Origin of the sequence: Castellaniella sp., from assembly GCF_041677825.1 — a bacterium.
Taxonomy (GTDB): Bacteria; Pseudomonadota; Gammaproteobacteria; order Burkholderiales; family Burkholderiaceae_B; genus Castellaniella.
The window spans coordinates 103,939-122,921 of sequence record NZ_JBAYPG010000002.1; the positions used below are offsets into that span (position 1 = coordinate 103,939).

21 protein-coding genes and 3 tRNA genes are annotated in these 18,983 nt (G+C 62.6%); 7 read left to right on the top strand and 17 right to left on the bottom strand.

Annotation, left to right across the window (positions count from 1 at the left end):
- Window positions 1–16 precede the first annotated feature (16 nt).
- The 7 genes from ehuA to WCY17_RS01495 all read right to left on the bottom strand — a co-directional run bounded on the left by ehuA (window position 17) and on the right by WCY17_RS01495 (window position 6,509).
- Window positions 17–814, bottom strand: a complete 798-nt coding sequence (gene ehuA / locus WCY17_RS01465; RefSeq protein ID WP_372700482.1) for an ectoine/hydroxyectoine ABC transporter ATP-binding protein EhuA — start codon at window positions 812–814, stop codon at window positions 17–19.
- Window positions 815–864: 50 nt separating this feature from the next.
- Entirely contained in the window at window positions 865–1,557 is a 693-nt protein-coding gene (ehuD, locus tag WCY17_RS01470) for an ectoine/hydroxyectoine ABC transporter permease subunit EhuD (RefSeq protein ID WP_372700394.1), read from the bottom strand.
- A gap of 2 nt (window positions 1,558–1,559) precedes the next feature.
- Window positions 1,560–2,231 carry an ectoine/hydroxyectoine ABC transporter permease subunit EhuC gene (ehuC, locus tag WCY17_RS01475; RefSeq protein ID WP_372700395.1) on the bottom strand — a complete coding sequence of 224 codons (672 nt, stop codon included), beginning with the start codon at window positions 2,229–2,231 and terminating at the stop codon, window positions 1,560–1,562.
- 11 nt (window positions 2,232–2,242) lie between these two features.
- A complete protein-coding gene (ehuB, locus tag WCY17_RS01480) occupies window positions 2,243–3,106 on the bottom strand; it encodes an ectoine/hydroxyectoine ABC transporter substrate-binding protein EhuB (protein ID WP_372700396.1) in 864 nt (287 codons plus the stop codon).
- A 178-nt stretch (window positions 3,107–3,284) separates the two neighbouring features.
- Window positions 3,285–4,667 carry an aminotransferase gene (locus tag WCY17_RS01485; protein WP_372700397.1) on the bottom strand — a complete coding sequence of 461 codons (1,383 nt, stop codon included), beginning with the start codon at window positions 4,665–4,667 and terminating at the stop codon, window positions 3,285–3,287.
- Between the two features lie 165 nt (window positions 4,668–4,832).
- A complete protein-coding gene (gene rfbD / locus WCY17_RS01490; protein ID WP_372700398.1) occupies window positions 4,833–5,777 on the bottom strand; it encodes a dTDP-4-dehydrorhamnose reductase in 945 nt (314 codons plus the stop codon).
- Window positions 5,778–5,819: 42 nt separating this feature from the next.
- Window positions 5,820–6,509, bottom strand: coding sequence for a hypothetical protein (locus tag WCY17_RS01495; protein WP_372700399.1), 690 nt, complete (start codon window positions 6,507–6,509; stop codon window positions 5,820–5,822).
- 135 nt (window positions 6,510–6,644) lie between these two features.
- On the opposite strand from WCY17_RS01495, the gene WCY17_RS01500 reads away from it, so the two are divergent.
- Window positions 6,645–7,814, top strand: a complete 1,170-nt coding sequence (locus WCY17_RS01500; RefSeq protein WP_372700400.1) for an MFS transporter — start codon at window positions 6,645–6,647, stop codon at window positions 7,812–7,814.
- Between the two features lie 29 nt (window positions 7,815–7,843).
- On the opposite strand, the gene WCY17_RS01505 is transcribed toward WCY17_RS01500, so the two are convergent.
- From WCY17_RS01505 to WCY17_RS01515, 3 genes are all read right to left on the bottom strand, one after another.
- Window positions 7,844–7,920 (bottom strand) — tRNA-Asp (locus WCY17_RS01505).
- Between the two features lie 13 nt (window positions 7,921–7,933).
- Window positions 7,934–8,009: transfer RNA gene (locus WCY17_RS01510), tRNA-Glu, on the bottom strand.
- Window positions 8,010–8,026: 17 nt separating this feature from the next.
- Window positions 8,027–8,102, bottom strand: a tRNA-Ala gene (locus WCY17_RS01515).
- A 353-nt stretch (window positions 8,103–8,455) separates the two neighbouring features.
- Here WCY17_RS01515 and WCY17_RS01520 point away from each other — a divergent pair.
- Window positions 8,456–9,340 (top strand): EamA/RhaT family transporter, encoded by an 885-nt coding sequence (locus WCY17_RS01520; RefSeq protein WP_372700401.1) that lies wholly within the window; start codon window positions 8,456–8,458, stop codon window positions 9,338–9,340.
- An 82-nt stretch (window positions 9,341–9,422) separates the two neighbouring features.
- Here WCY17_RS01520 and WCY17_RS01525 read toward each other — a convergent pair whose 3' ends face one another.
- Window positions 9,423–10,730: an MFS transporter gene (locus tag WCY17_RS01525; protein WP_372700402.1), complete on the bottom strand. Its 1,308-nt coding sequence runs from the start codon at window positions 10,728–10,730 to the stop codon at window positions 9,423–9,425.
- Window positions 10,731–10,838: 108 nt separating this feature from the next.
- Between WCY17_RS01525 and moaC the strand changes: the two genes are divergently transcribed.
- Genes moaC through glp form a run of 4 tightly spaced genes read left to right on the top strand, consistent with a single transcriptional unit; the run spans window position 10,839 to window position 13,278 of the window.
- Window positions 10,839–11,333, top strand: a complete 495-nt coding sequence (gene moaC, locus WCY17_RS01530; RefSeq protein WP_372700403.1) for a cyclic pyranopterin monophosphate synthase MoaC — start codon at window positions 10,839–10,841, stop codon at window positions 11,331–11,333.
- Window positions 11,311–11,565 (top strand): MoaD/ThiS family protein, encoded by a 255-nt coding sequence (locus WCY17_RS01535; protein ID WP_372700404.1) that lies wholly within the window; start codon window positions 11,311–11,313, stop codon window positions 11,563–11,565. Before moaC ends, WCY17_RS01535 begins: the two co-directional genes overlap by 23 nt.
- A complete protein-coding gene (locus WCY17_RS01540) occupies window positions 11,562–12,074 on the top strand; it encodes a molybdenum cofactor biosynthesis protein MoaE (RefSeq protein ID WP_372700483.1) in 513 nt (170 codons plus the stop codon). The genes WCY17_RS01535 and WCY17_RS01540 overlap by 4 nt, the downstream gene beginning before the upstream one ends.
- Window positions 12,067–13,278 carry a gephyrin-like molybdotransferase Glp gene (gene glp / locus WCY17_RS01545; protein ID WP_372700484.1) on the top strand — a complete coding sequence of 404 codons (1,212 nt, stop codon included), beginning with the start codon at window positions 12,067–12,069 and terminating at the stop codon, window positions 13,276–13,278. Before WCY17_RS01540 ends, glp begins: the two co-directional genes overlap by 8 nt.
- 5 nt (window positions 13,279–13,283) lie before the next feature.
- Here glp and WCY17_RS01550 read toward each other — a convergent pair whose 3' ends face one another.
- The 5 genes from WCY17_RS01550 to WCY17_RS01570 form a co-directional block, all read right to left on the bottom strand.
- Window positions 13,284–13,889 (bottom strand): molybdenum cofactor guanylyltransferase, encoded by a 606-nt coding sequence (locus WCY17_RS01550; RefSeq protein ID WP_372700405.1) that lies wholly within the window; start codon window positions 13,887–13,889, stop codon window positions 13,284–13,286.
- A 4-nt stretch (window positions 13,890–13,893) separates the two neighbouring features.
- The gene (gene moaA / locus WCY17_RS01555) at window positions 13,894–14,976 is read right to left on the bottom strand and encodes a GTP 3',8-cyclase MoaA (protein WP_372700406.1); all 1,083 of its coding nucleotides are present in this window, start codon (window positions 14,974–14,976) and stop codon (window positions 13,894–13,896) included.
- Between the two features lie 5 nt (window positions 14,977–14,981).
- Window positions 14,982–15,443, bottom strand: a complete 462-nt coding sequence (locus WCY17_RS01560) for a universal stress protein (protein WP_372700407.1) — start codon at window positions 15,441–15,443, stop codon at window positions 14,982–14,984.
- A gap of 151 nt (window positions 15,444–15,594) precedes the next feature.
- The gene (locus tag WCY17_RS01565) at window positions 15,595–15,939 is read right to left on the bottom strand and encodes a TIGR01244 family sulfur transferase (RefSeq protein WP_372700408.1); all 345 of its coding nucleotides are present in this window, start codon (window positions 15,937–15,939) and stop codon (window positions 15,595–15,597) included.
- Entirely contained in the window at window positions 15,929–16,789 is an 861-nt protein-coding gene (locus tag WCY17_RS01570; protein ID WP_372700409.1) for a ChbG/HpnK family deacetylase, read from the bottom strand. The genes WCY17_RS01565 and WCY17_RS01570 overlap by 11 nt, the downstream gene beginning before the upstream one ends.
- On the opposite strand from WCY17_RS01570, the gene WCY17_RS01575 reads away from it, so the two are divergent.
- Window positions 16,788–17,180, top strand: coding sequence for a GtrA family protein (locus WCY17_RS01575; protein WP_372700410.1), 393 nt, complete (start codon window positions 16,788–16,790; stop codon window positions 17,178–17,180). The genes WCY17_RS01570 and WCY17_RS01575 overlap by 2 nt on opposite strands.
- Here the strand turns inward: WCY17_RS01575 and WCY17_RS01580 are convergent.
- Window positions 17,140–18,786 carry an ArnT family glycosyltransferase gene (locus WCY17_RS01580; protein WP_372700411.1) on the bottom strand — a complete coding sequence of 549 codons (1,647 nt, stop codon included), beginning with the start codon at window positions 18,784–18,786 and terminating at the stop codon, window positions 17,140–17,142. The two genes, WCY17_RS01575 and WCY17_RS01580, sit on opposite strands and share 41 nt — an antisense overlap.
- Window positions 18,787–18,983: the final 197 nt, after the last annotated feature.

Sequence of the window (18,983 nt, forward strand, 5' to 3'; positions counted from 1 at the left end):
GATTGCCTCGCATTTTTTACATGACGCTTTTCAAGAACTGCTGCGTCCGTTCCTTCTGCGGTGCCGTGAACAGTTCTTCCGGTGTCCCCTGCTCCACAATCACGCCCTTGTCGAAAAAGCACACACGATCGGAAAATTGGCGCGCAAATTCCATTTCGTGCGTCACCAGCAGCATCGTCAAGTCGTGCTCTTCGGACAAGCGGCGGATGACCGTCAGGACTTCTCCGACCAGTTCGGGATCCAGCGCGGAGGTCGGCTCGTCAAACAACATGATGTTCGGATGCATGGCCAGCGCCCGCGCAATGGCAACGCGCTGCTGCTGCCCCCCCGAGAGTTGGCTGGGAAACTTGTCCAGATGATCCATCATGCCCACGAGATCCAGATACTTGTGGGCCCGTCTGATTGCCTTCTGCCTGCTTAGGCCCAGTACGTGCATGGGTGATTCGGTCACGTTGCGCAGCACCGTCATGTGCGGAAACAGATTGAACTGCTGAAACACCATGCCCATCTCTTTGCGCATGGTGCGCAGATGGGCTTCACTGGCCGGGATCAGTCGACCATCGCGATATTCGTGCCACAGTGGTTTGCCATCGATGTAGATCACACCCTCGTTGATCGTCTCGAGCGTCATCAGGATGCGCAATACCGTGGACTTGCCCGAGCCTGAAGAGCCGATGATGGTCACTTTCTCGCCACGCGCCACTTCGAAATCAAGCGCATCGAGCACGGTGACATCGCCAAAGCGCTTGACCACCTTCTCCATCAGGATCATGGGGTTCGATGCCTGCGTGGCTGGATCGGAGGGATTGTTCATCTCTTGCATGGTTTGATTTCCGTCGTGGGGATCCTCGGCAGGGTGAACCTTCAACGCAGGGGAATGCCATGCCTGGGCAATCGATCATCCAGATACCGGATGCCGGCAGATGCGATCAGGGTCAGAATCAGATAGATGATGCCCACCATGGTCAGCGGAACCATGTAATTGAAGGTGCGATCGCCAATGATGCGCGCAACGTTCAGCAGTTCGAGGATGGAAACCACCGAGAGCACGGGCACATCCTTCATGATGGACACAAGGTAATTGCCCAGCGCCGGAATGATGCGCGGGATGGCCTGCGGCAGAATGATGACGGCAAAGGTGCGCAATGGTGCCATATCGAGCGCACGCGCGGCCTCGGTCTGCCCATGGCTGATGGATTCCAGGCCTGCCCGGTAGACTTCGGACATGTAGGCACTGTACTGGACTCCCAATGCCAGGGCGCCTGTCAGGAATGCCGGCAACACCAGCCCGTACTCAGGCAGCACGTAATACAGGAAGAACAGTTGCACCAGCAGCGGGGTGTCCCGCAGGAATTCGGTCAGCACGGCCGCAGGCCATGAAATCACCCGCAAGCGGGCGCCCTTGAGGGCCGCCAGTACCAGGCCCAGGATCGCCCCGACCACAAAGCCCAGCAAGGTGGCCTGCACCGTGACGACCAGACCGCGCATGAGAATGGGCAATATCGACCATGCAAACACCCAGTCATTGGCGGTATCCCATTCAATGCCGAACAGCATGTTCAACCCCTTCGCATACGCCAGCGGCTGACGTAGAGTTCGAGCAGGCGCATCAGTATCGTGATGACCAGCGCCATGCCGAAATACATGAACAGGAGCAGCGTGTAGATGGGCACGCTCTCTTGCGTGAGATTGCGAATGCGCTCTGCCTGAAAGGCCATATCTCCCAGGCCGATCAGTGACACCAGCGCCGTATCCTTGAGATTCTGGACAGCCAGATTGCTGAAGCTGGGCATCATCTCGGGTATGGCCTGTGGCAGGGCGATGCGCCACAGCGCCTGGCACGGCGTGAAATCCAGCGCCTTGGCGGCTTCATACTGGCTCGCGGGTACGGCCTGTATGGCCCCACGCACCACTTCGGCCCCGTACGCGCCAATGTTCAGGCTCAGGGCCAGCGTGCCGGCCACCACCGGCGGCAGGCGCAGATCCACCCCCAGGGCCTTGCCCAGCACAGGCAGTGCAAAGAACAGCCAGAACAGCTGCACCAGCAATGATGTGCCTCGAAAGATCTCTATCATGCTGATCGAAGCCCAGCGCACGGAGCGCTGATGCGAAAGCCGGCCAATGCCGAACAGAAACGCGAACAGCGCCCCCAGCAGCGTGGAGTACAGGGTCAGCTCGATGGTGACCCCGACCCCCAGCCACAAAGGCTTGAGATAGATGGACCAGTCCATGACGGGCTGGTTCAGTCAGCGCACAATTGAGCTGTCGTGCGTTCGAAGGATTGTGATGCGTCTTCGTCGGAAAACCCGTAGCCGGTCAGGATCTGTTTCCAGGCATCTGTCTTCTTGAATTTGGCCAGTTCCTGATTGACCGCATCACGCAGATCGGTGGAGTCCGGGGCAAATGCAAAGCCCCCCCAACTGCGCACGACTTCACCATCAACCACCGGATCCTGGAAATTGGCGGCCGCCTCGACCTTGTCCTGTGCCTTGCTCACGAGTTCACCTACCGTCAGGCTGGTGGCGGCATAGGCATCGGCCCGCCCGGTGGCCACAGTGGAAATCGCATCGGAGTTGCTGGAAATGGTGACCATGCTTTCATCGGGCACCTTCATGAACTGCAGCATTTCGAGCTGGTCAGCCCCGGCCATGATTGCAATCTTGTTACCCGATGTGGCAAAGCTTTCGAAGCTGTGGATGTCTTTGGGATTGCCCTTCGCGACCAGCAGGCCTTCACCATATGAACTGTTGGGTTCGGAATAGATGATCTGCTTGCAGCGCTGCGGAAGAATGGCCATTTCGGCTGCCACCATATCGTAGCGATCAGCTTGCAGGCCCGGAATGAGCGAACCGAAATTGGTCACGGTCCAGTCGATGTTCGCGATGCCAAGGGCATTGGCAATATGTTTGGCCACATCAGGGCCCGCACCTTTGGCCTGACCATCGATGTCCATGTATCCATAAGGAATTTCGTTGGCCACGGCCACCCGCAGCGTGCCGTTCTTCTGTATGGTGGCCAGATCGGCAGCCTGAGTGGCAGCAGCCCCCAGGCCCAGGGTGCACAGGGCTGCAGAGCCCAATAGCCGGGTTTTGACGGAATACTTCATGATTTCTCCTGTTTCGTTGCGGGACCAGCGGTCTTGATGCCACTTGAAGACATGCCCCAAGGTTTGCAGAGTCACGGGAAACGCGGATAAAAAAGGGTAACACAGGACTCCGGCAGGGTTATCCGGAGATAACCCTGCATGCCTTGCGGGCTAGCCAACCAGCCCGCCCGCAAGAAATTCATGTGATTTCAGTGGCTACGGCATCCACTGCCTCTCTGGTGATGCGCACGATTTCATCCACATCCTCGCGTGTCGTCACCAGCGGCGGAGCGAAGCCAAGCACGTCGTGGTCGGGCATGGCACGGGCGATCAGATGGCGCTGCATGCAGGCGGCTGCAACCCTGGAGCCAACTTTCACATCCTTGTCGAACGGCACCCGCCGTACCGGATCGGCCATGAATTCAAGGGCAGCCAGCATGCCCGCGCCACGCACCTCGCCCACGAGCGGATGAGCGGCAAATGCCGCCTGCAGCGACGCCTGCAGATACGCCCCGACACTGGCCGCCTGCGCCGGAATATTTTCGGATTCAAGGATGTCCAGATTGGCCAGCGCCGCAGCCGCACTGACCGGGTGACCCGAGTAGGTCCAGCCATGACCCATCGCGCCCTCCGTACGCGAGCCGCTGACAATGACATCCCACACCTTGTCACCAACGATGACCCCCGACAGGGGCGCATAGGCGCTGGTAAGCCCCTTGGCAATGGTGATCAGATCGGGACGAATGCCGTACTTCTGTGAACCCATGGGGCTGCCCAGACGCCCGAAACCACAGACCACTTCGTCGGCGATCAGCAGGATATCGTACTTGTCCAGCACTGCCTGGATCGCCGACCAATAGCCTTTCGGTGGCGGTACGATCCCACCCGTGCCAAGCACCGGCTCGCCGATGAAGGCCGCCACGGTGTCGGGCCCCTCGGAGAGGATCAGCGCTTCGAGCTGTTCGGCACAATAGCGGCTGAAGGCGGCCTCATCCAGGCCCTCCGGGGCATTGCGGTACCAGTGTGGCCGCACGGTATGTTTCATGCGCTCGAGCGGCAGATCGAAGTGCCGATGAAACGAAGCCAAACCAGTCAGGCTGCCGGCTGCGATACTCGAGCCATGATAGCCCCCCTCTCTGGATATGATTTTCTTCTTGTTCCTGCGCCCGAGAATGTTGTTGTAATACCAGACAATCTTGATCTGAGTCTCATTGGCATCCGAACCTGAAAGCCCAAAATAGACCTTCTTCATACCCTCGGGGGCCCATTCCATGATGCGCCTGGACAGTTCGGCCACTACATCCGTGGTATGGCCGACATAGGTGTGGTAATACGCCAGGCGTCTGGCCTGCTCGTACATGGCCTCGGCCACTTCGGTGCGGCCATATCCGATGTTCACGCAATACAAACCCGCAAACCCATCGATGAACGTCTCGCCTCGATGATCCCGTATGCGTATGCCCCGCGCCGAAGTCACCAGACGACCTGGCAGGGCACCCGTCTCATGGTCGTGGGCGTGGGTGGAGGGGTGCATGAAATACTTGCGATCGATCTCCAGCAATTCTTCAGCAGACTTCGTCATCGGCGACTCCTTGGATACGGTGCCCGGCCCGAACAGGCTGGGCTTTCGCTCGGGGCAGTGGTCAGCCATGGCCACCGTCGCTGATCATTGTAAAAGTGCTATAGGCGTCAATTATCTTTTTCTGGATGAAAATGAAGGGAGTTTCATCTGATTCAGGTACGATATTCAGACAATTCCCAGATTTTGCAGAATTTCGTCCACCACCTCGTCAACCAGGCCGGACCAATGCGGCCACACGCTCCCAAGGGCTTGCTGCAAGGCTGCACCATCCAGGCGCGAATTCATTGGCCTGACGGCCCGGCCGGGATCATCGGCCGTGGCCACGGCCCGAATGCAATGCGGCTGCAGCCGCGTGCGAACGCCACGGGCCTGCATGTGCCGGACGATGTGGCAGGCCAGCTCGTGGCGGCTGGTCGCACCGGCAGCCGTGAGGTGATACAGGCCAGCTGTCAACCCGCCCCTTTGCCAGGCCTCGATTGCCCGGACGGTCACCTGCGCGAGCAGGCGTGCCGGGGTCGGTGCACCGACTTGATCATCAACGACCGATAGTGCGTCACACCCGAGGGCACGCATGACCACCGTGTGTACGAAGTTGCCCGGTTGCGCAGAAAATACCCAGCTGGTTCTGAAGATGAGGCAGGAACAACCGCTGTCCAGGATGGCCTGATCGGCCGCGAGCTTGGTCTGGCCATAGACATTCAGGGGGGCGGCCCGGTCGGACTCCAGATAGGGGCTGCGCTTGCAGCCATCGAACACATAGTCGCTCGAATAGTGCACCAGCAATGCGTCCGAGCGCCGCGCCCAGGCCGCCATGCAGGACGGCGCCTGTACGTTCACCTGCCAGGCCCGCTCGATATCATGTTGTGCATCATCGACCGCGGTACAGGCCGCCGCATTGACGATGATTTGCGGCCGGACCTGCTGCAGGAACCGCTCAAGCTGGTGCAGGCCGCCTTGTGTGTCGTGCCTGGCATGCCCGACGGCAGACTTCGGGCCGGCGGCCAGATCCAGTTCTGTACGCCCCAGCGCCCGTACGGCCCCCAGTGCGGGCAGCGTTTGCCGCAACGCAAGACCCAGCTGCCCATCCTTGCCCAGCAACAGCAACTTCATGCAATGCGCCGGGCATTGGCCCGTCTGCTGCCCGGAATGGCCCTACTGCATGCCCTTGAGCATGCTGGCCAGATCCATGGGCGGCGCCGGCAGTTTGAATTGATCGGCGGCCGGCGCCCGGTCTGAAATCGATGCCAATGCATAGTCATTGCCATAGCGCAGCATGCCCTTGCCGTCGGCAGGCAGGGCCGTCAGGATATCATCGGCCCGACCCTGCTCGAAAACAGACAACAGCCCGGTCACGAACACGCGGGTCATTTCAGCCGCGCGGGCATCGTTGGTGAGAACAGCCTCTACTGTTTTCTGGGCGCCATCCTGATCCGCGGCCGTGATCTGGTATACGCGCCCTTCGATGCCGGCCACCGTTTCTGTCTTGCCGGTCGGTTCGACCGATGCAATGCGGGCTGGCAGGGGCTGATCGACGCCCTGGCCGTCCTGGGCCAGGCCCCCAAGAGCCTTGAGCATGCCACCGACCTCCATTACCAGCGGCGCCCCGGCTTCGAAGCTCACGGCATAGACCTTGTCACCCTGGATCAGCATGTAGTTGTCCGGGTTGTCGGCATCGGCATTGATCCGCAAGCTGCCATCATCCAGCCAGGCCAGCGTCATGGTGTCGCCCGCGCCCGATGAATGGTCGGTCACCACCGCCGTTCCGGCCGCCAGCGCAGGCACCGGCGCCAGGGCCGCCAGCAGGGCACCAAGGCGAAGAGATCGTTCAAGCAAGAGCGGCATGGCGTGGGTTCCTGTGTTTTTGCACATTGTGAAATGGTACCAAAAATGTTTGCAGGCCACAGGATCACGATGCGCCCATGTAAAATTCAGATTGGCCAACAATCGGAGCGGCCGCGGGCTCGCGGTATGTAGCGGATGAATCGAAACCTTTTCCTGCTGGCCGTCTGCCAGGGTTTGTTCCTGGTGAACAATGTCACATTCATCGCGATCAATGGCCTGGTGGGTCTCGAACTCGCTCCTTTCCCCTGGATGGCCACCCTGCCCATCATGGGTTACGTGGTGGGCGGCGCACTGGCTGCCCCCCTGGTCGCACGCACCCAGGAGCGCCACGGTCGGCGGGGCTCATTTCAGATCGGCCTGATCGTGGCGCTGGGTTCCGCCCTGCTCGCGGCAGTTGCTGCGCAGCACCAGATGTTCTGGCTGCTGCTTCTGGCAACCGTCATTGCCGGTTACTACAATGCCAACGGCCAGCTGTATCGTTTTGCGGCGGCGGAACTGACCCATCCTGCCTGGCACGAGAAGGCCGTGTCACTGGTTCTGGCAGGGGGCCTTCTGGGCGCCGTGATCGGCCCGAATCTGGCCAACTGGACACGCGCCATCCTGCCCATCCCTTTTGTGGGCGCCTACATCGCCCTGGCAGTGGTGGCGCTGGTGGCCATGGGCCTCATGGCCCTGATCCGATTCCCAGCTGAACCCACACACCATATCGAGACGGGCCAGGGCCGGCCCATGGGGCAGATCATGCGCCAGCCCGTCTTTTTCGTGGCCACGCTGAGTGCGGCCATCGGCTACGGCGTCATGAACCTGCTGATGGCCGCCACGCCACTGGTCATGGACCAGCATCAGTTTGCCTTTGGCAGCATCGCCATGGTGCTGCAATGGCATGTGATCGGCATGTATGCGCCCGGGTTCATCACGGGTCACCTGATCCGGCGCTTTGGTGTGCTGCAGGTCATGGGCGTTGGCACGCTGCTGCTGGCGCTGTGTGTATTCGTGGCGCTTTCGGGCACCGGCATGACAGAGTTCATGGTCGCCCTGACCTTGCTGGGTGTGGGCTGGAATTTTCTTTTCACCGGCAGCACCACCCTGGCACTGGGGGCCTATCGCCCCGAAGAAAAAGACCGCGCCCAAGCCGCCATCAACTTCTGGGTATTCGTGACCATGGCGGTGACCTCGTTCACTTCGGGGGCGGTGGCCACCACCCGCGGCTGGGCGTGGCTGAACCTGGGCTCATTGCCAGCCTTGCTGCTGGTGATGATGGCCCTGTTCTGGCTGTGGCGCCAAGAGCCGAAAAAAGCCTGGTAACCACTCGGGCGACCAGGCCTTTTGAATATTGGCGGAGCGGACGGGGCTCGAACCCGCGACCCCCGGCGTGACAGGCCGGTATTCTAACCAACTGAACTACCGCTCCGAAACCAGAATGCTGGCGTCCCCTAGGGGATTCGAACCCCTGTACCCACCGTGAAAGGGTGGTGTCCTAGGCCTCTAGACGAAGGGGACAGGACATCTGGCGTCTTTGGTGGAGGTAAGCGGGATCGAACCGCTGACCTCTTGCATGCCATGCAAGCGCTCTCCCAGCTGAGCTATACCCCCAAAAACCAAGTCTCCGTTTCCGAAGAAACGAGAATATAGCATGCTGAAACCAGAGATGCAAGACGCCTGCAAAGCCATGGAAGCACCTGTCGCTCGAACCATTGAAGAAACATCCTCTTTCAATGTCAGGTGGTGACCTACGGACCGCATCCAGAAATGATCAAAACGGTATTTTGAACCATTTCGGATACATTTTAGTGGTATTTAGAGGATTTTAACAGCAAGAAACAGATTTTTGCCTATTGCCAACCTGGCAAGCCCGCCCTACGATCCAGCTTGCTTCCACAGACCCTCCACGGAACGGCTGCCCCAACGCCGCCGATCTGCAACTGTCATCGACCCGGGAATCCTGCATGTACACCCTGCTTTTGAGCATCAGCTTCAGCGTTGCCGTATCAATATTCCTCAAACTCGCCTACCGCCACGACATCCGGGTCGAGCAAGCCGTGGCTGTCAACTATCTGACCGCCCTGGCCGCATGCCTGCTGCTGTTGAGGCCACCCCTCGACACCCTGTTCGATCAACCGCTCGAAGGCTGGCTGGTGCTGATTCTCCTCGGTTTCCTACTGCCCGGCATCTTCATGGTGATGGCCGCAGCCGTACGCCAGGCAGGTATCGTCCTGAGCGACACCGCCCAACGCCTGTCTCTGCTGGTCCCCATTCTGGCCTCATTCCTGATCTTCGGCGAGCAGCTGTCCAGCACCAAAGCGACCGGCATCGTGGTGGCGTTTGCCGCGCTCGCGTGCCTGGTCTGGCGCACGAGCGCAGGCAAGATGACCCCTCATGGCGCAAGCCTGGGCAAGCAGGCCGGCGGTACGCAGCTGCACGGCCTGTGGATTCTGCTGGGCGTGTGGGCCGGCTATGGCACCATCGATGTGCTCTTCAAGCTCATGGCCCGTCTGGGGGCCCGGTTCTCGAGCACGCTGCTGCTCAGCTTCATGCTGGCCGCACTGCTCATCTTCGCCTGGCTGGTGCTGCGACGGGCCGTCTGGCACATGCGCAGCCTGCTGAGCGGTGTGCTTCTCGGTGCCCTGAACTTCTCGAACATCTACTTCTATATCCGTGCGCACCAGACTTTCCCCGAAAACCCGACCCTGGTTTTTGCCGCCATGAACATCGGCGTGATTTCAGTCGGGATACTGGTGGGTGCCGGCCTGTTCGGCGAACGCCCCAGCCGCGTGAATCTGCTCGGCATCGTGCTGGCGCTCGCAGCGGTCTTCCTGCTGCTGCCACGCTGAAGCCGTTGACGGCATGGCAGGCGTGACAGAGTCGGGCATGATGGGCACGGCAAGTTGCCCGGGACAGCCGCCATACGGCGCGCTACGGCCGCGGCGCCGAAGTGGCTTCGTCTGGCAAATCGACCTCGACCACCGGGTCATGCGAGATGTCGCGTTGGATGTCGACCCGCGGATCGAGCACGGCCATGACGTGCGAGCTTTGCAAGGTATCGGCCATGGGCACGAACTGGGTCGGTGCGTCTTCACTGATGTGCGTACCCTTGACCCGCTTCTCGCGCACCAGACCCAGCAACAGGATGGCGCATGCGGAGACGAACATGAAATACACGTCCGGCCCGAACATGCGCATCAGCACACCCGCCAGCAACGGGCCAATGCAGGCCCCCAGCCCATACACCATGTAAAGCAATGCACTCAGGCCCACGCGGCGTTCAGGGTCGACGTTGTCGTTGGCAAAGGCCGCACCCACCGGATACAGGGTGAACTGCACGATGCCCATGATGGCCGAAAAACCCACCAGCGCCCAGTAGGGGAACTGCTGCCAGCCCCACAGGGGCACCCCGAGAAAGAACAGCACCACCGCACCGACCTGGATCAGGCGCACCCGGCTCATGCGATCCGCCAGCCAGCCCAGGGGCCACTGGACAATCAGGCCCGCGGCCACGGCCACGGCCAGAAACACCCCCACCTGATCGTTGTCCATGTGCTGTCCCAGGCCATACACGGGCGCCAGGCCATAAAATGCGCCCCCAAGCATGCCGGCGATCAGCAGCGTGGTCAGCGACAGTGGTACGCGCGCCACGTAATAGCGCAAAGCCAACGGGGCCGGCACCTGCAACGCCGGATGCACGCGACGGGTGAGCGCGATCGGGATCAGGCTGAGCACACTGCAGATGGCTACAAAGATCAGCGGCCGATTGCCCAGATCGGCAAACAGGCCCAGCGACAGTTGCCCCAGCACGGTGCCCAGGCTGGACGCCACCATGTAGAAGGCGAATACGGTACCGCGCGATGCATTTTCAGTCTGTTCGTTCAGCCAGCTTTCGATGGCAATGAACAGGCAGACCATGGCCACACCCGCGATGAAACGCAGCGCCAGCCAGAACCAGAGATCATCGAAGAGCGCCATCACCAGGATGTCGGCGGTGACCACTGCCGCACATGCGGCATATGCACGGATATGCCCCACCTGGATGATGAGATAATGGCCTACGCGCGCACCCAGCACCAGGCCCACGTAATAGGCTGCGATGATAGCGCCGACCCAGACTTCCGACTGCGAGGCCGCCGTCAGGCGCAAGCCGAGATAGGTATTGAAAAGGCCCGAACTGAGCAGCAGGATAAGCGTTGCCAGGTACAGGGAGAAGAAAGCGCCTATCGTTTTCGCCATGCGGAGCACAGTAAGGGACCACGGCGCCCGCAAACCAGAGGCGCCCAAGCAGTATGATAGCAGCCGCACCCATTCGAGCCGGCTGGATTTTTTGTTTATGATGCAACAATGATGACCACAGAACCACAGCCGACCCTCAGCCACCTGGATGACGAGGGCCGCGTGCGCATGGTCGATGTAGGCCACAAGCCCAATACGCAGCGCAGCGCAACGGCCGAGGCACGCATACGCATCGGCCCGCGGGCCTGGGGGCTGCTCCTGGCACAGGCCAACGCCAAGGGCGAGGTGCTCAATACGGCGCGCATCGCGGGGATATTGGCCGCCAAGCGCTGTGACAGCCTCATCCCGCTGTGCCACGGCCTGCCGCTCAGTTTCGTCGGGGTGGATTTCATATCCGATGAAGCCAGCCACACCCTGGTCATTCGCAGCACGTGCCGCAGCGAGCACACCACGGGCGTCGAAATGGAAGCCCTGACGGCCTGCACGGTGGCTGCCCTCACGGTCTACGACATGTGCAAGGCGGCTGACAAGGGCATGGTGATCGAGCAGGTCCGCCTGCTGCACAAATCCGGAGGCAAGAGTGGAGAATGGCGCGCTGATTGAAGTCCTTTATTTTGCCCGGGTGGCCGAACACACCGGAACACGCCACGAAACGGTACCATTGGCCACCCCCACGCCAGCCGGCGAATGGCTGCAGTCACTGGTCGATCGGTTTCCCTCACTGGCACCGGCCAGTCACCTCAAACTGGCGATCAACCAGCAGCACGCACTGGCCAGCGATCTGATCCGCCCCGGAGACGAAGTCGCGGTGTTCGATCCGGTCACCGGGGGCTGAGCATGGCTGTGCGCATACAGTCAGAACCATTCGATGCCACCCAACTGGCCCTTGAATTGCAGGATCGCACCGCCGGGCAGGCGGGCGCCATCGTGCATTTCCTGGGCATGGTGCGCGACTACAGCCCCGATCAGGCGTCGCGCAGCCTGCATCTGGAGCATTATCCCGGCATGTGCGAGCGTGAAATCCGGCAACTCTGCGAACAGGCCCGCCAGCGCTGGGACATTCTCGACACCCTGGTGGTGCATCGCGTGGGCGAGCTGACGCTCAGGGAACCCATCGTGTTTGTCGGTGTGGCCAGCCGGCACCGGGATGCGGCTTTTCGGGCGTGCGAATTCCTGATCGACGCCCTCAAGACCCGGGCGCCCTTCTGGAAGCGCGAAACCCTCGAAAATGGCCAGACATTCTGGGTCAGCCAGCGCCAGTCCGATGCTGAAAAGACTGCGCAATGGGGCCTGAAGCCCGTTCACCATGATGCTTCCAGCAAAGAAAACAATGAGCCTGCTTGACTTTGATGCCGCCCAGGCACGCCTGGCGGCGAGCGCCGTACGCCCCGAAACCGACGAAACCCTGCCCCTCGAACAACTCGATGGGCGTGTTCTGGCGCACGACATCACAGCCCGCCACGACCTGCCTCCCGCCGACAACAGCGCCATGGATGGCTATGCAGTACGGTGGGCAGACATCACGTCCGCAGGCCTCACCCTGCCCGTCCAGCAGCGTTGTTTTGCGGGCCAGACACCCGAGCCCCTGCAGCCTGGGCAGGCCATTCGCCTGTTCACCGGCAGCCTGATCCCTGACGGGGCCGACACGGTGATCATGCAGGAAGACACGCGCGAAGACGAGCATGGCGTCACCTTCGAGCGCCCCCCCAAGTCCGCAGGCACGCACATTCGCCGCCAGGGTGAAGACATGCACAAGGATCACGTGATCCTGACGCGCGGCACCTCGATCGGGCCTGGTGCCATCGCCATGCTCGCAGCCCAGGGCTTCACCCAGGCCAGCGTGACACCGAAGGTACGGGTCGGCATACTCAGCACAGGAGACGAACTCGTAGCCCCGGGGCAGGCCTTGCCCGCTGCGGGCATCTACAATTCAAACACGCCCATGCTGGCTGCGCTGTGCCGCGGTCTGGGGGCGCAACCCGCATTGTTGCGCCACGCGCCCGACGACACCGGGGCCATCGCCAGCGCGCTGGCCGCACTCTGTGCCGAATGCGACCTGGTGCTCAGCGCAGGCGGCGTCTCGGTGGGTGAAAAAGATCTGGTCAAGCCCGTCATTGAATCCATGGGCGGCACACTCGAGCTCTGGCGCGTGCGCATGAAGCCCGGCAAGCCCGTCGCGCTGGCCCATCTGCGGGGGCGGCCCGTAGTGGGGCTGCCCGGCAACCCGGTCTCCGCCTTCGTGGTCTTTACGCTGCTGGTCAGCCCGTTGATCCGAGGCATGCAGGGGCGCCACACTGTTTACCCTCCGGTACGCCGCGGCGTGCTCGCGCATTCGGGTACGCCAGGTGGCGAGCGCGATGATTTCCTGCGGGTACAGGCGCATCAGCAAGGGCCGGGCACGCCCCAGCTGACAGCACATCCACAGCAAAGTTCGGGCGCCCAGGCGAGCCTGGCCTGGGCGCACGGGCTGGCGCGCATCCCGGCGGGTGCACGGCTGCACGCCGGTGCCGAGGTCGACTGGTACGCGTTTTCGGATTGGCTGGCCTGAAGCGCCTAAGCCCAATCAGCCGGCGTATTCAGATTGCGCCACTCGATGGCGGGCTGAAAATCCACCACCCGGGCCTGGACACTGGCCAGCCAGCCCTGCACGCGCCGCTGACCGGCATGCAGGAAGGTTTCCAGGCTGCCGATCTGGCTGGCATGCACCAGAAGGCACAAAGGGTGCGGCCCCGCCGGCGTGCGAGCGTACGCCGGATGCTGCGGGCTTGCCTCGGCAGCCAGGCGCTGGCACAGATCCACCGGCAATTCAGGCACATCGACCGGCGCGACAAACAGCCAGCCATCGGCAGCATGCAGCAGGCCGGCCAGAACACCCGCCAGTGGCCCGCCGTTGGGCAGGCCCGACGGGTCGGTCAGTACCGGGCCGTGTCGCGCATAATCGAGCAGATGCCGGTTGGCGCTGATGAGTATTGCAGGGATCCCTTGCGAACGCATGTAGCGCCTGGCTCGCGCCACCAGCTGGTGGCCCTGCCAGGTCATGAGACCTTTGTCGGCATTGGGCCAGGCAGCACTGCGCATGCGCATGGACTGGCCGCCTGCGAGAATGAGGCCGTGCACCTGGGCCCCGGACCCGCACGCCCCCCATACGCCCCTGCACACAGGTTCAACCCCCGATGTAGCTCATCTCGATCTTGTGCTCGCGGTGGGCCTGGCCACGAATTTCAGAATAGCGGTCTGAACGGGCCCGCCATACCCCCGCCAGGCGCTGGGCCAACGCGTGATCGTCGGCCCCCATGCGCAGCAGGCCGCGCATGTCGTGCCCTTGCTCGGCAAACAGACAGGTGAACAGACGGCCTTCGGGGGACAGGCGCAAGCGGGTGCAGTCACCGCAAAAGGGCTGCGAGACGCTGGTGATGAGGCCGATTTCACCACCGCCATCGGTGTAGGCCCAGCGTGCAGCGACTTCGCCCCGGTAATGAGCCTGAACAGACTCAAGAGGAAATTCTGCGCCGATGCGCCGCACGATCTCGGCGCCCGTGACGACTTCTTCCATGCGCCATCCGTTGGTGTTGCCCACGTCCATGTATTCTATGAAGCGCAGGATATGGCCAGTGTGCCGGAAATGCCGCGCCATGGGCAGGATCTGGGCATCATTCATGCCGCGGCGCACCACCATGTTGACCTTGACGGGTGCCAGGCCGGCATCGGCGGCGGCCTCGATGCCGGCCAGAATGGTGGCCACCGGCACACCGCTGTCGCTCATGCGCTCGAACAGCGCATCGTCCAGGGCATCGAGACTGACCGTGACACGGCTGAGGCCCGCCTGCGCCAATGCCCTGGCCTTGCGCGCCAACAGCGTGCCGTTGGTGGTGAGCGTGATTTCGGGCGCCTGGCCATCGGGCAGGCGCAAATCCGCCAGCATGCCGACCAGCGATTCAATCTGCTTGCGCAGCAGGGGCTCACCCCCGGTCAGGCGGATCTTGCGGACGCCCTGCGCGACCGCGATGCGGGCCAGCCGGGTGATTTCTTCGAAGGTGAGCAATGCGCTCTGGGGCAGAAATGCGTGATCGGCCCCGAAGAGCTCGCGCGGCATGCAGTACGTACAGCGAAAATTGCAGCGATCCGTGACCGAAATGCGCAAATCGCGCAGCGGACGGCCGCGGGTATCGCGCACGGTACCCGCAGGGATGGCCGTGGTTTCTGGCGCAGACCGACCGGCTGGCCCGCGCGGAATGACGCCAGGCATGGGGATCAGTCGTTTTCCTTGACCCGGTAGACCAGGGTGGCCACCTTGGCCAGACCCAGCACCTTGACCGTCACGCTGCCCAGCAACAGCCGCGACAAGCCGCTGCGCCCGTGGCTGCCAATGAAGATCAGGTCACAGCCTTCGGACTGCGCCGCCTGGACGATACCGTCGGCCACGTTGAAATTGGATACCGCCAGGGATGTGGCCTTGACGCCTGCCGTAGCGGCGCGGTCGAGCACCGCCTGCAGGTATTTCTTGGCCTGTTCGGCTGCGGTGCGGTCGTAGTCTTCGTCGGTGATGGCATAGGCGGCCGCCATGCCGTCGAAGCCCACGGTAGCGGCGAAGGGTTGCGTGACATGCAGGGCCACGATTTCTGCGCCAATGGAACGGGCAAAGCATACGCCCTTGTTGGCGGCCTGCGACGACAGCTTGGAACCATCGGTGGGAATCAGGATTTTCTTGAACATGTGCGACTCATCCGAATACGTGATGGGAACTTCGAGCATAGCCGGTCTGCGGGAAAAAGCACAATCCGATCTGGCCCGGGTTTGATCTGCCGCATGAAGTGCGTTCGTAACGGATTGTATTCATGCGGTTCAAGCTGACCCCACAGCCGGATCAACTGGCTTTGGCGGCCTGCTCGTACAGCTTCGCACAGCGCGCCCCGGAACGGCAGTAGGCCAGCACGGGCATGGGCAACTCGTGCAGCAGCCGTGCAAATTCGGTGACATCCTCTGCGGTGATGGAGCCGCTTGTCACCGGCTGGTAATGTACTTTCAGCCCGGCGGCCAATGCCGCTGCAATGACCTCGTCCGAACAGGGCTGGGTGCTGCCGCCCTCGCCGTCCGGGCGATTGATGATCACTGACTTGAAACCCGCGCTGGCCAGGGCGGCCATGTCATCGGGGCCCAGTTGCGGGGCCACGGCAAATTGCGGGGTGATATGGCGGTATTCAGGGTTCATGTAGGTGCTCCGGGATACGGGACTCGGCCCGATCGATCATCAAGTGGTGCGTGTCGAGCCAATGTTGCATGTGCACGCCTGCCAGGACCTGGTATTCGGCCTGGCGCTGGGCGGACAGAGGGTCGTCTGGCTGCGCGCCCAGCGCGGGATGGCACATGAGCACATCGCCATCCCGGGCCTGGGCCAGCCACGCTGCCATGCAACGCTGATAGGCCGATACGCCGCCCTTGAAATCATACACCCCCAGAAAGCCCGGATTCTGGCGATAACCGAGCGATCGGGCCCGATGACGCAAACCGGTGGCCCCCAGCACCGCAATGACCCACGCCTTGGTGCGGCTGCGCAGGGGCAACCCGGCCGTGCGCGGGCGCCCTGTATCGCGAATCCAGGGCCTGCCGGACACGCCGCGCGGCAGGCCCTGCAACAGCACATCACGGACCACAGGCAACTGGTGCACGTGTTGATGGCCATCGATGTAGTCGGGCGCACGCCCGAAGAGTGCCTCGAAGCGCTGCCACTGCGCCTGCACCCCCGCACGCAGGCGATCCACGGGCAACTGGCGCAACAAGGCCGCGCGGATGAAGGCGCCAAGCGGCATGCACACGCCGGTCTGACCCAGCGCCTCGGTGAAATTCAGATGCAGGCCAAGCTGCAGCCCCGCGCGCGACAGCGCGTCGAGGTCATGATCATCGAGCGCCGGGCCATCGACCAGCACACTGGTGCCGGAGAGCCGGCCCTGATGGGCCAGTGCCAGTACCCCCGCATTGATGGCCCGGTTCATGCCGAAGTCATCTGCGCACATTACAATGCGCCCGGAGACAGGCCCCACCCTGATACTTTTGGCATCCATGTTCAAAAAGCTCGCTACCCAGATCGGCTGGTTCGTCATTGTAGGCTGTGCGGCTGCGGCCACGCACTGGCTGGTGGCCATCGCCTGCGTGTCCCTGGGCGGTCTGGCGCCATTGCTGGCCAATGTGGTCGGCTGGCTGGTGGCGTTTCTGGTGTCGTTTGCCGGGCATTACCAGCTGACATTCCGCGCCCAGCATGCTCCCCTGTGGCAAGCCGCACGCCGTTTCTTCATGGTCTCGGCACTGGGTTTCGGCGTCAATGAGGCCGCCTATGCCATGCTCCTGCACTACACGTCCCTGCCCTACGACCTGCTGCTGGCCATGGTCCTGGTCGGGGTGGCCGGCATGACGTTCATTCTGGGGCGCTGGTGGGCGTTTCGGCACAGCCGCTGACGGTTTCGACCGCCGGAATCAGCCACAGACCCATCCGGTGCGCTTGCGCCATGGGCGCCCGATCTGCCAATGCGGGCCAGGCATGGGCCTCATCGAGCCATGCCAGCACCCAGGTGGCCGGATGGGCCGGGCTGCACAACTCGTCCTGAAAATGGTCTGGCGACCACAGGCGCCGTGCGGCCTGGTCGGGTTCGAACGCCCCGGCCTCGGCCAGTTCGCGACGCCAGTTGTCGCTGCGCAGGGCATCGGGCCCCTGCCACTGTGTCACCACGTACACCGGGCCCGCCCAACCCGCATAAAGGGGCACGTCGTAGGCGTACTGATCCAGCATCACCAACTGGTCCTGGGGGCCGGCTGACCGGGCCAGCAGCCGGGCCAGTTCGTGCGTGCTGCGCGGCGGAAACAGCACCACCGCCACGACCGCCAGCAAACACAGGCCGGCCGCGATCAGCGCATGGCGCACGAAACTGCGCTCGACCCCAGGGTCGGTGAACTCTTCACGCTGCTCGAAGGTTTCCTGGATGAACCAGGCCAGCGGCGGCAAGGCTGCAATCACATAACCGACCAGCTTGGAGGATGGAATGGAAAAGAACAACACCACCACCAGCAGCCAGGAGAGCATCAGACCGCGCAGCACACGCCTGTCGACCTGCTCGACACGCCGTACCGGCGGTACGAAAGCGACCTGGATCGGCCCTTGAAGACGCAACCAGCGCCACAGCTGGATGGACCAGGGCAATGTGAGCACCAGCAGCACAGGCAGGTAAAACCAGAAGGGCTGCGGGTTGTTGAAACCCGGCTCCAGGAAGCGCTGAAAATGCTGATGCACGATGTAATAGTCGAAGAACCCCGGGTAACGCAGCTGCATGGCGATCATCCAGGGCAGGACCAGCACCAGGAACACCAGGATCCCTGGCCACCAGCACAACCGCCACAGGGCCGGCCAGCGGCGCCGCCCCACCAACCAGAAGACCAGTACCCCACCGGGCAGGACCACACCGATCAGGCCTTTGGCCATGAAGCCGGCCGCGGCGGCCACGTACAGCGCCAGGCGGGCCAGGGTATCCGGGCGCAGCTGCTCGTGCCGGAACACGGCATCGGCGCCCGCCAGAATGGTCAGGCCCATCAACGCGGCGACGAGCATGTCCAGGTTTGCATAGTGCGCCGCCCCGAACAGGAATGGTTGCACCGCCAGGATCAGGGCGGTCTGACCCGCCGCCCGGCCACGGGCATATCGGCGCAGGAACAGATAGAAGACCGTCACCAGTACAGTGGCTGCAAGCACGGATACCAGCCGTCCGGCCCAGGCATGGTCGCCGAAGAGGGCCAGCGATGCCGCTGTCAGCCAGTAGAACAGGGGCGGCTTGTGAAAGAATGGCAAGCCATCCAGGCGCGGGACCAGGAAGTCGCCCGTGCGCAGCATTTCCCAGGCCACCCCCACGTAGCGGCCCTCGTCGGGCAACAGCAGCGGATACATCCATGTGGTCGCTGCCAGCCAGGCAAAAGTGAGCAGTGCCACCCAGCCCGCGTGCCGCCGGGCGCCCATCCACAGCCAGGCCCGCAGCGCGCCGTCGACCACGCGGCTGGCAGGTACCCGGTATCTCATGCCCGGACCTCGTCAGACTGCAATTGCACCTCACCGGACGGTACAGCAGCACTTGGCGCATCGGCGGCCGGTAGCTCCCCAGATCGCGCATCGGCCGCCGGCACGCCTTCGGTCTGTACCCTTCTGGCACCCGATGCGTCGCCCTGTACCTTGCTGAAATCCGGTGCATCGCCCTGCACCGCTTGCCTGATCGGAAA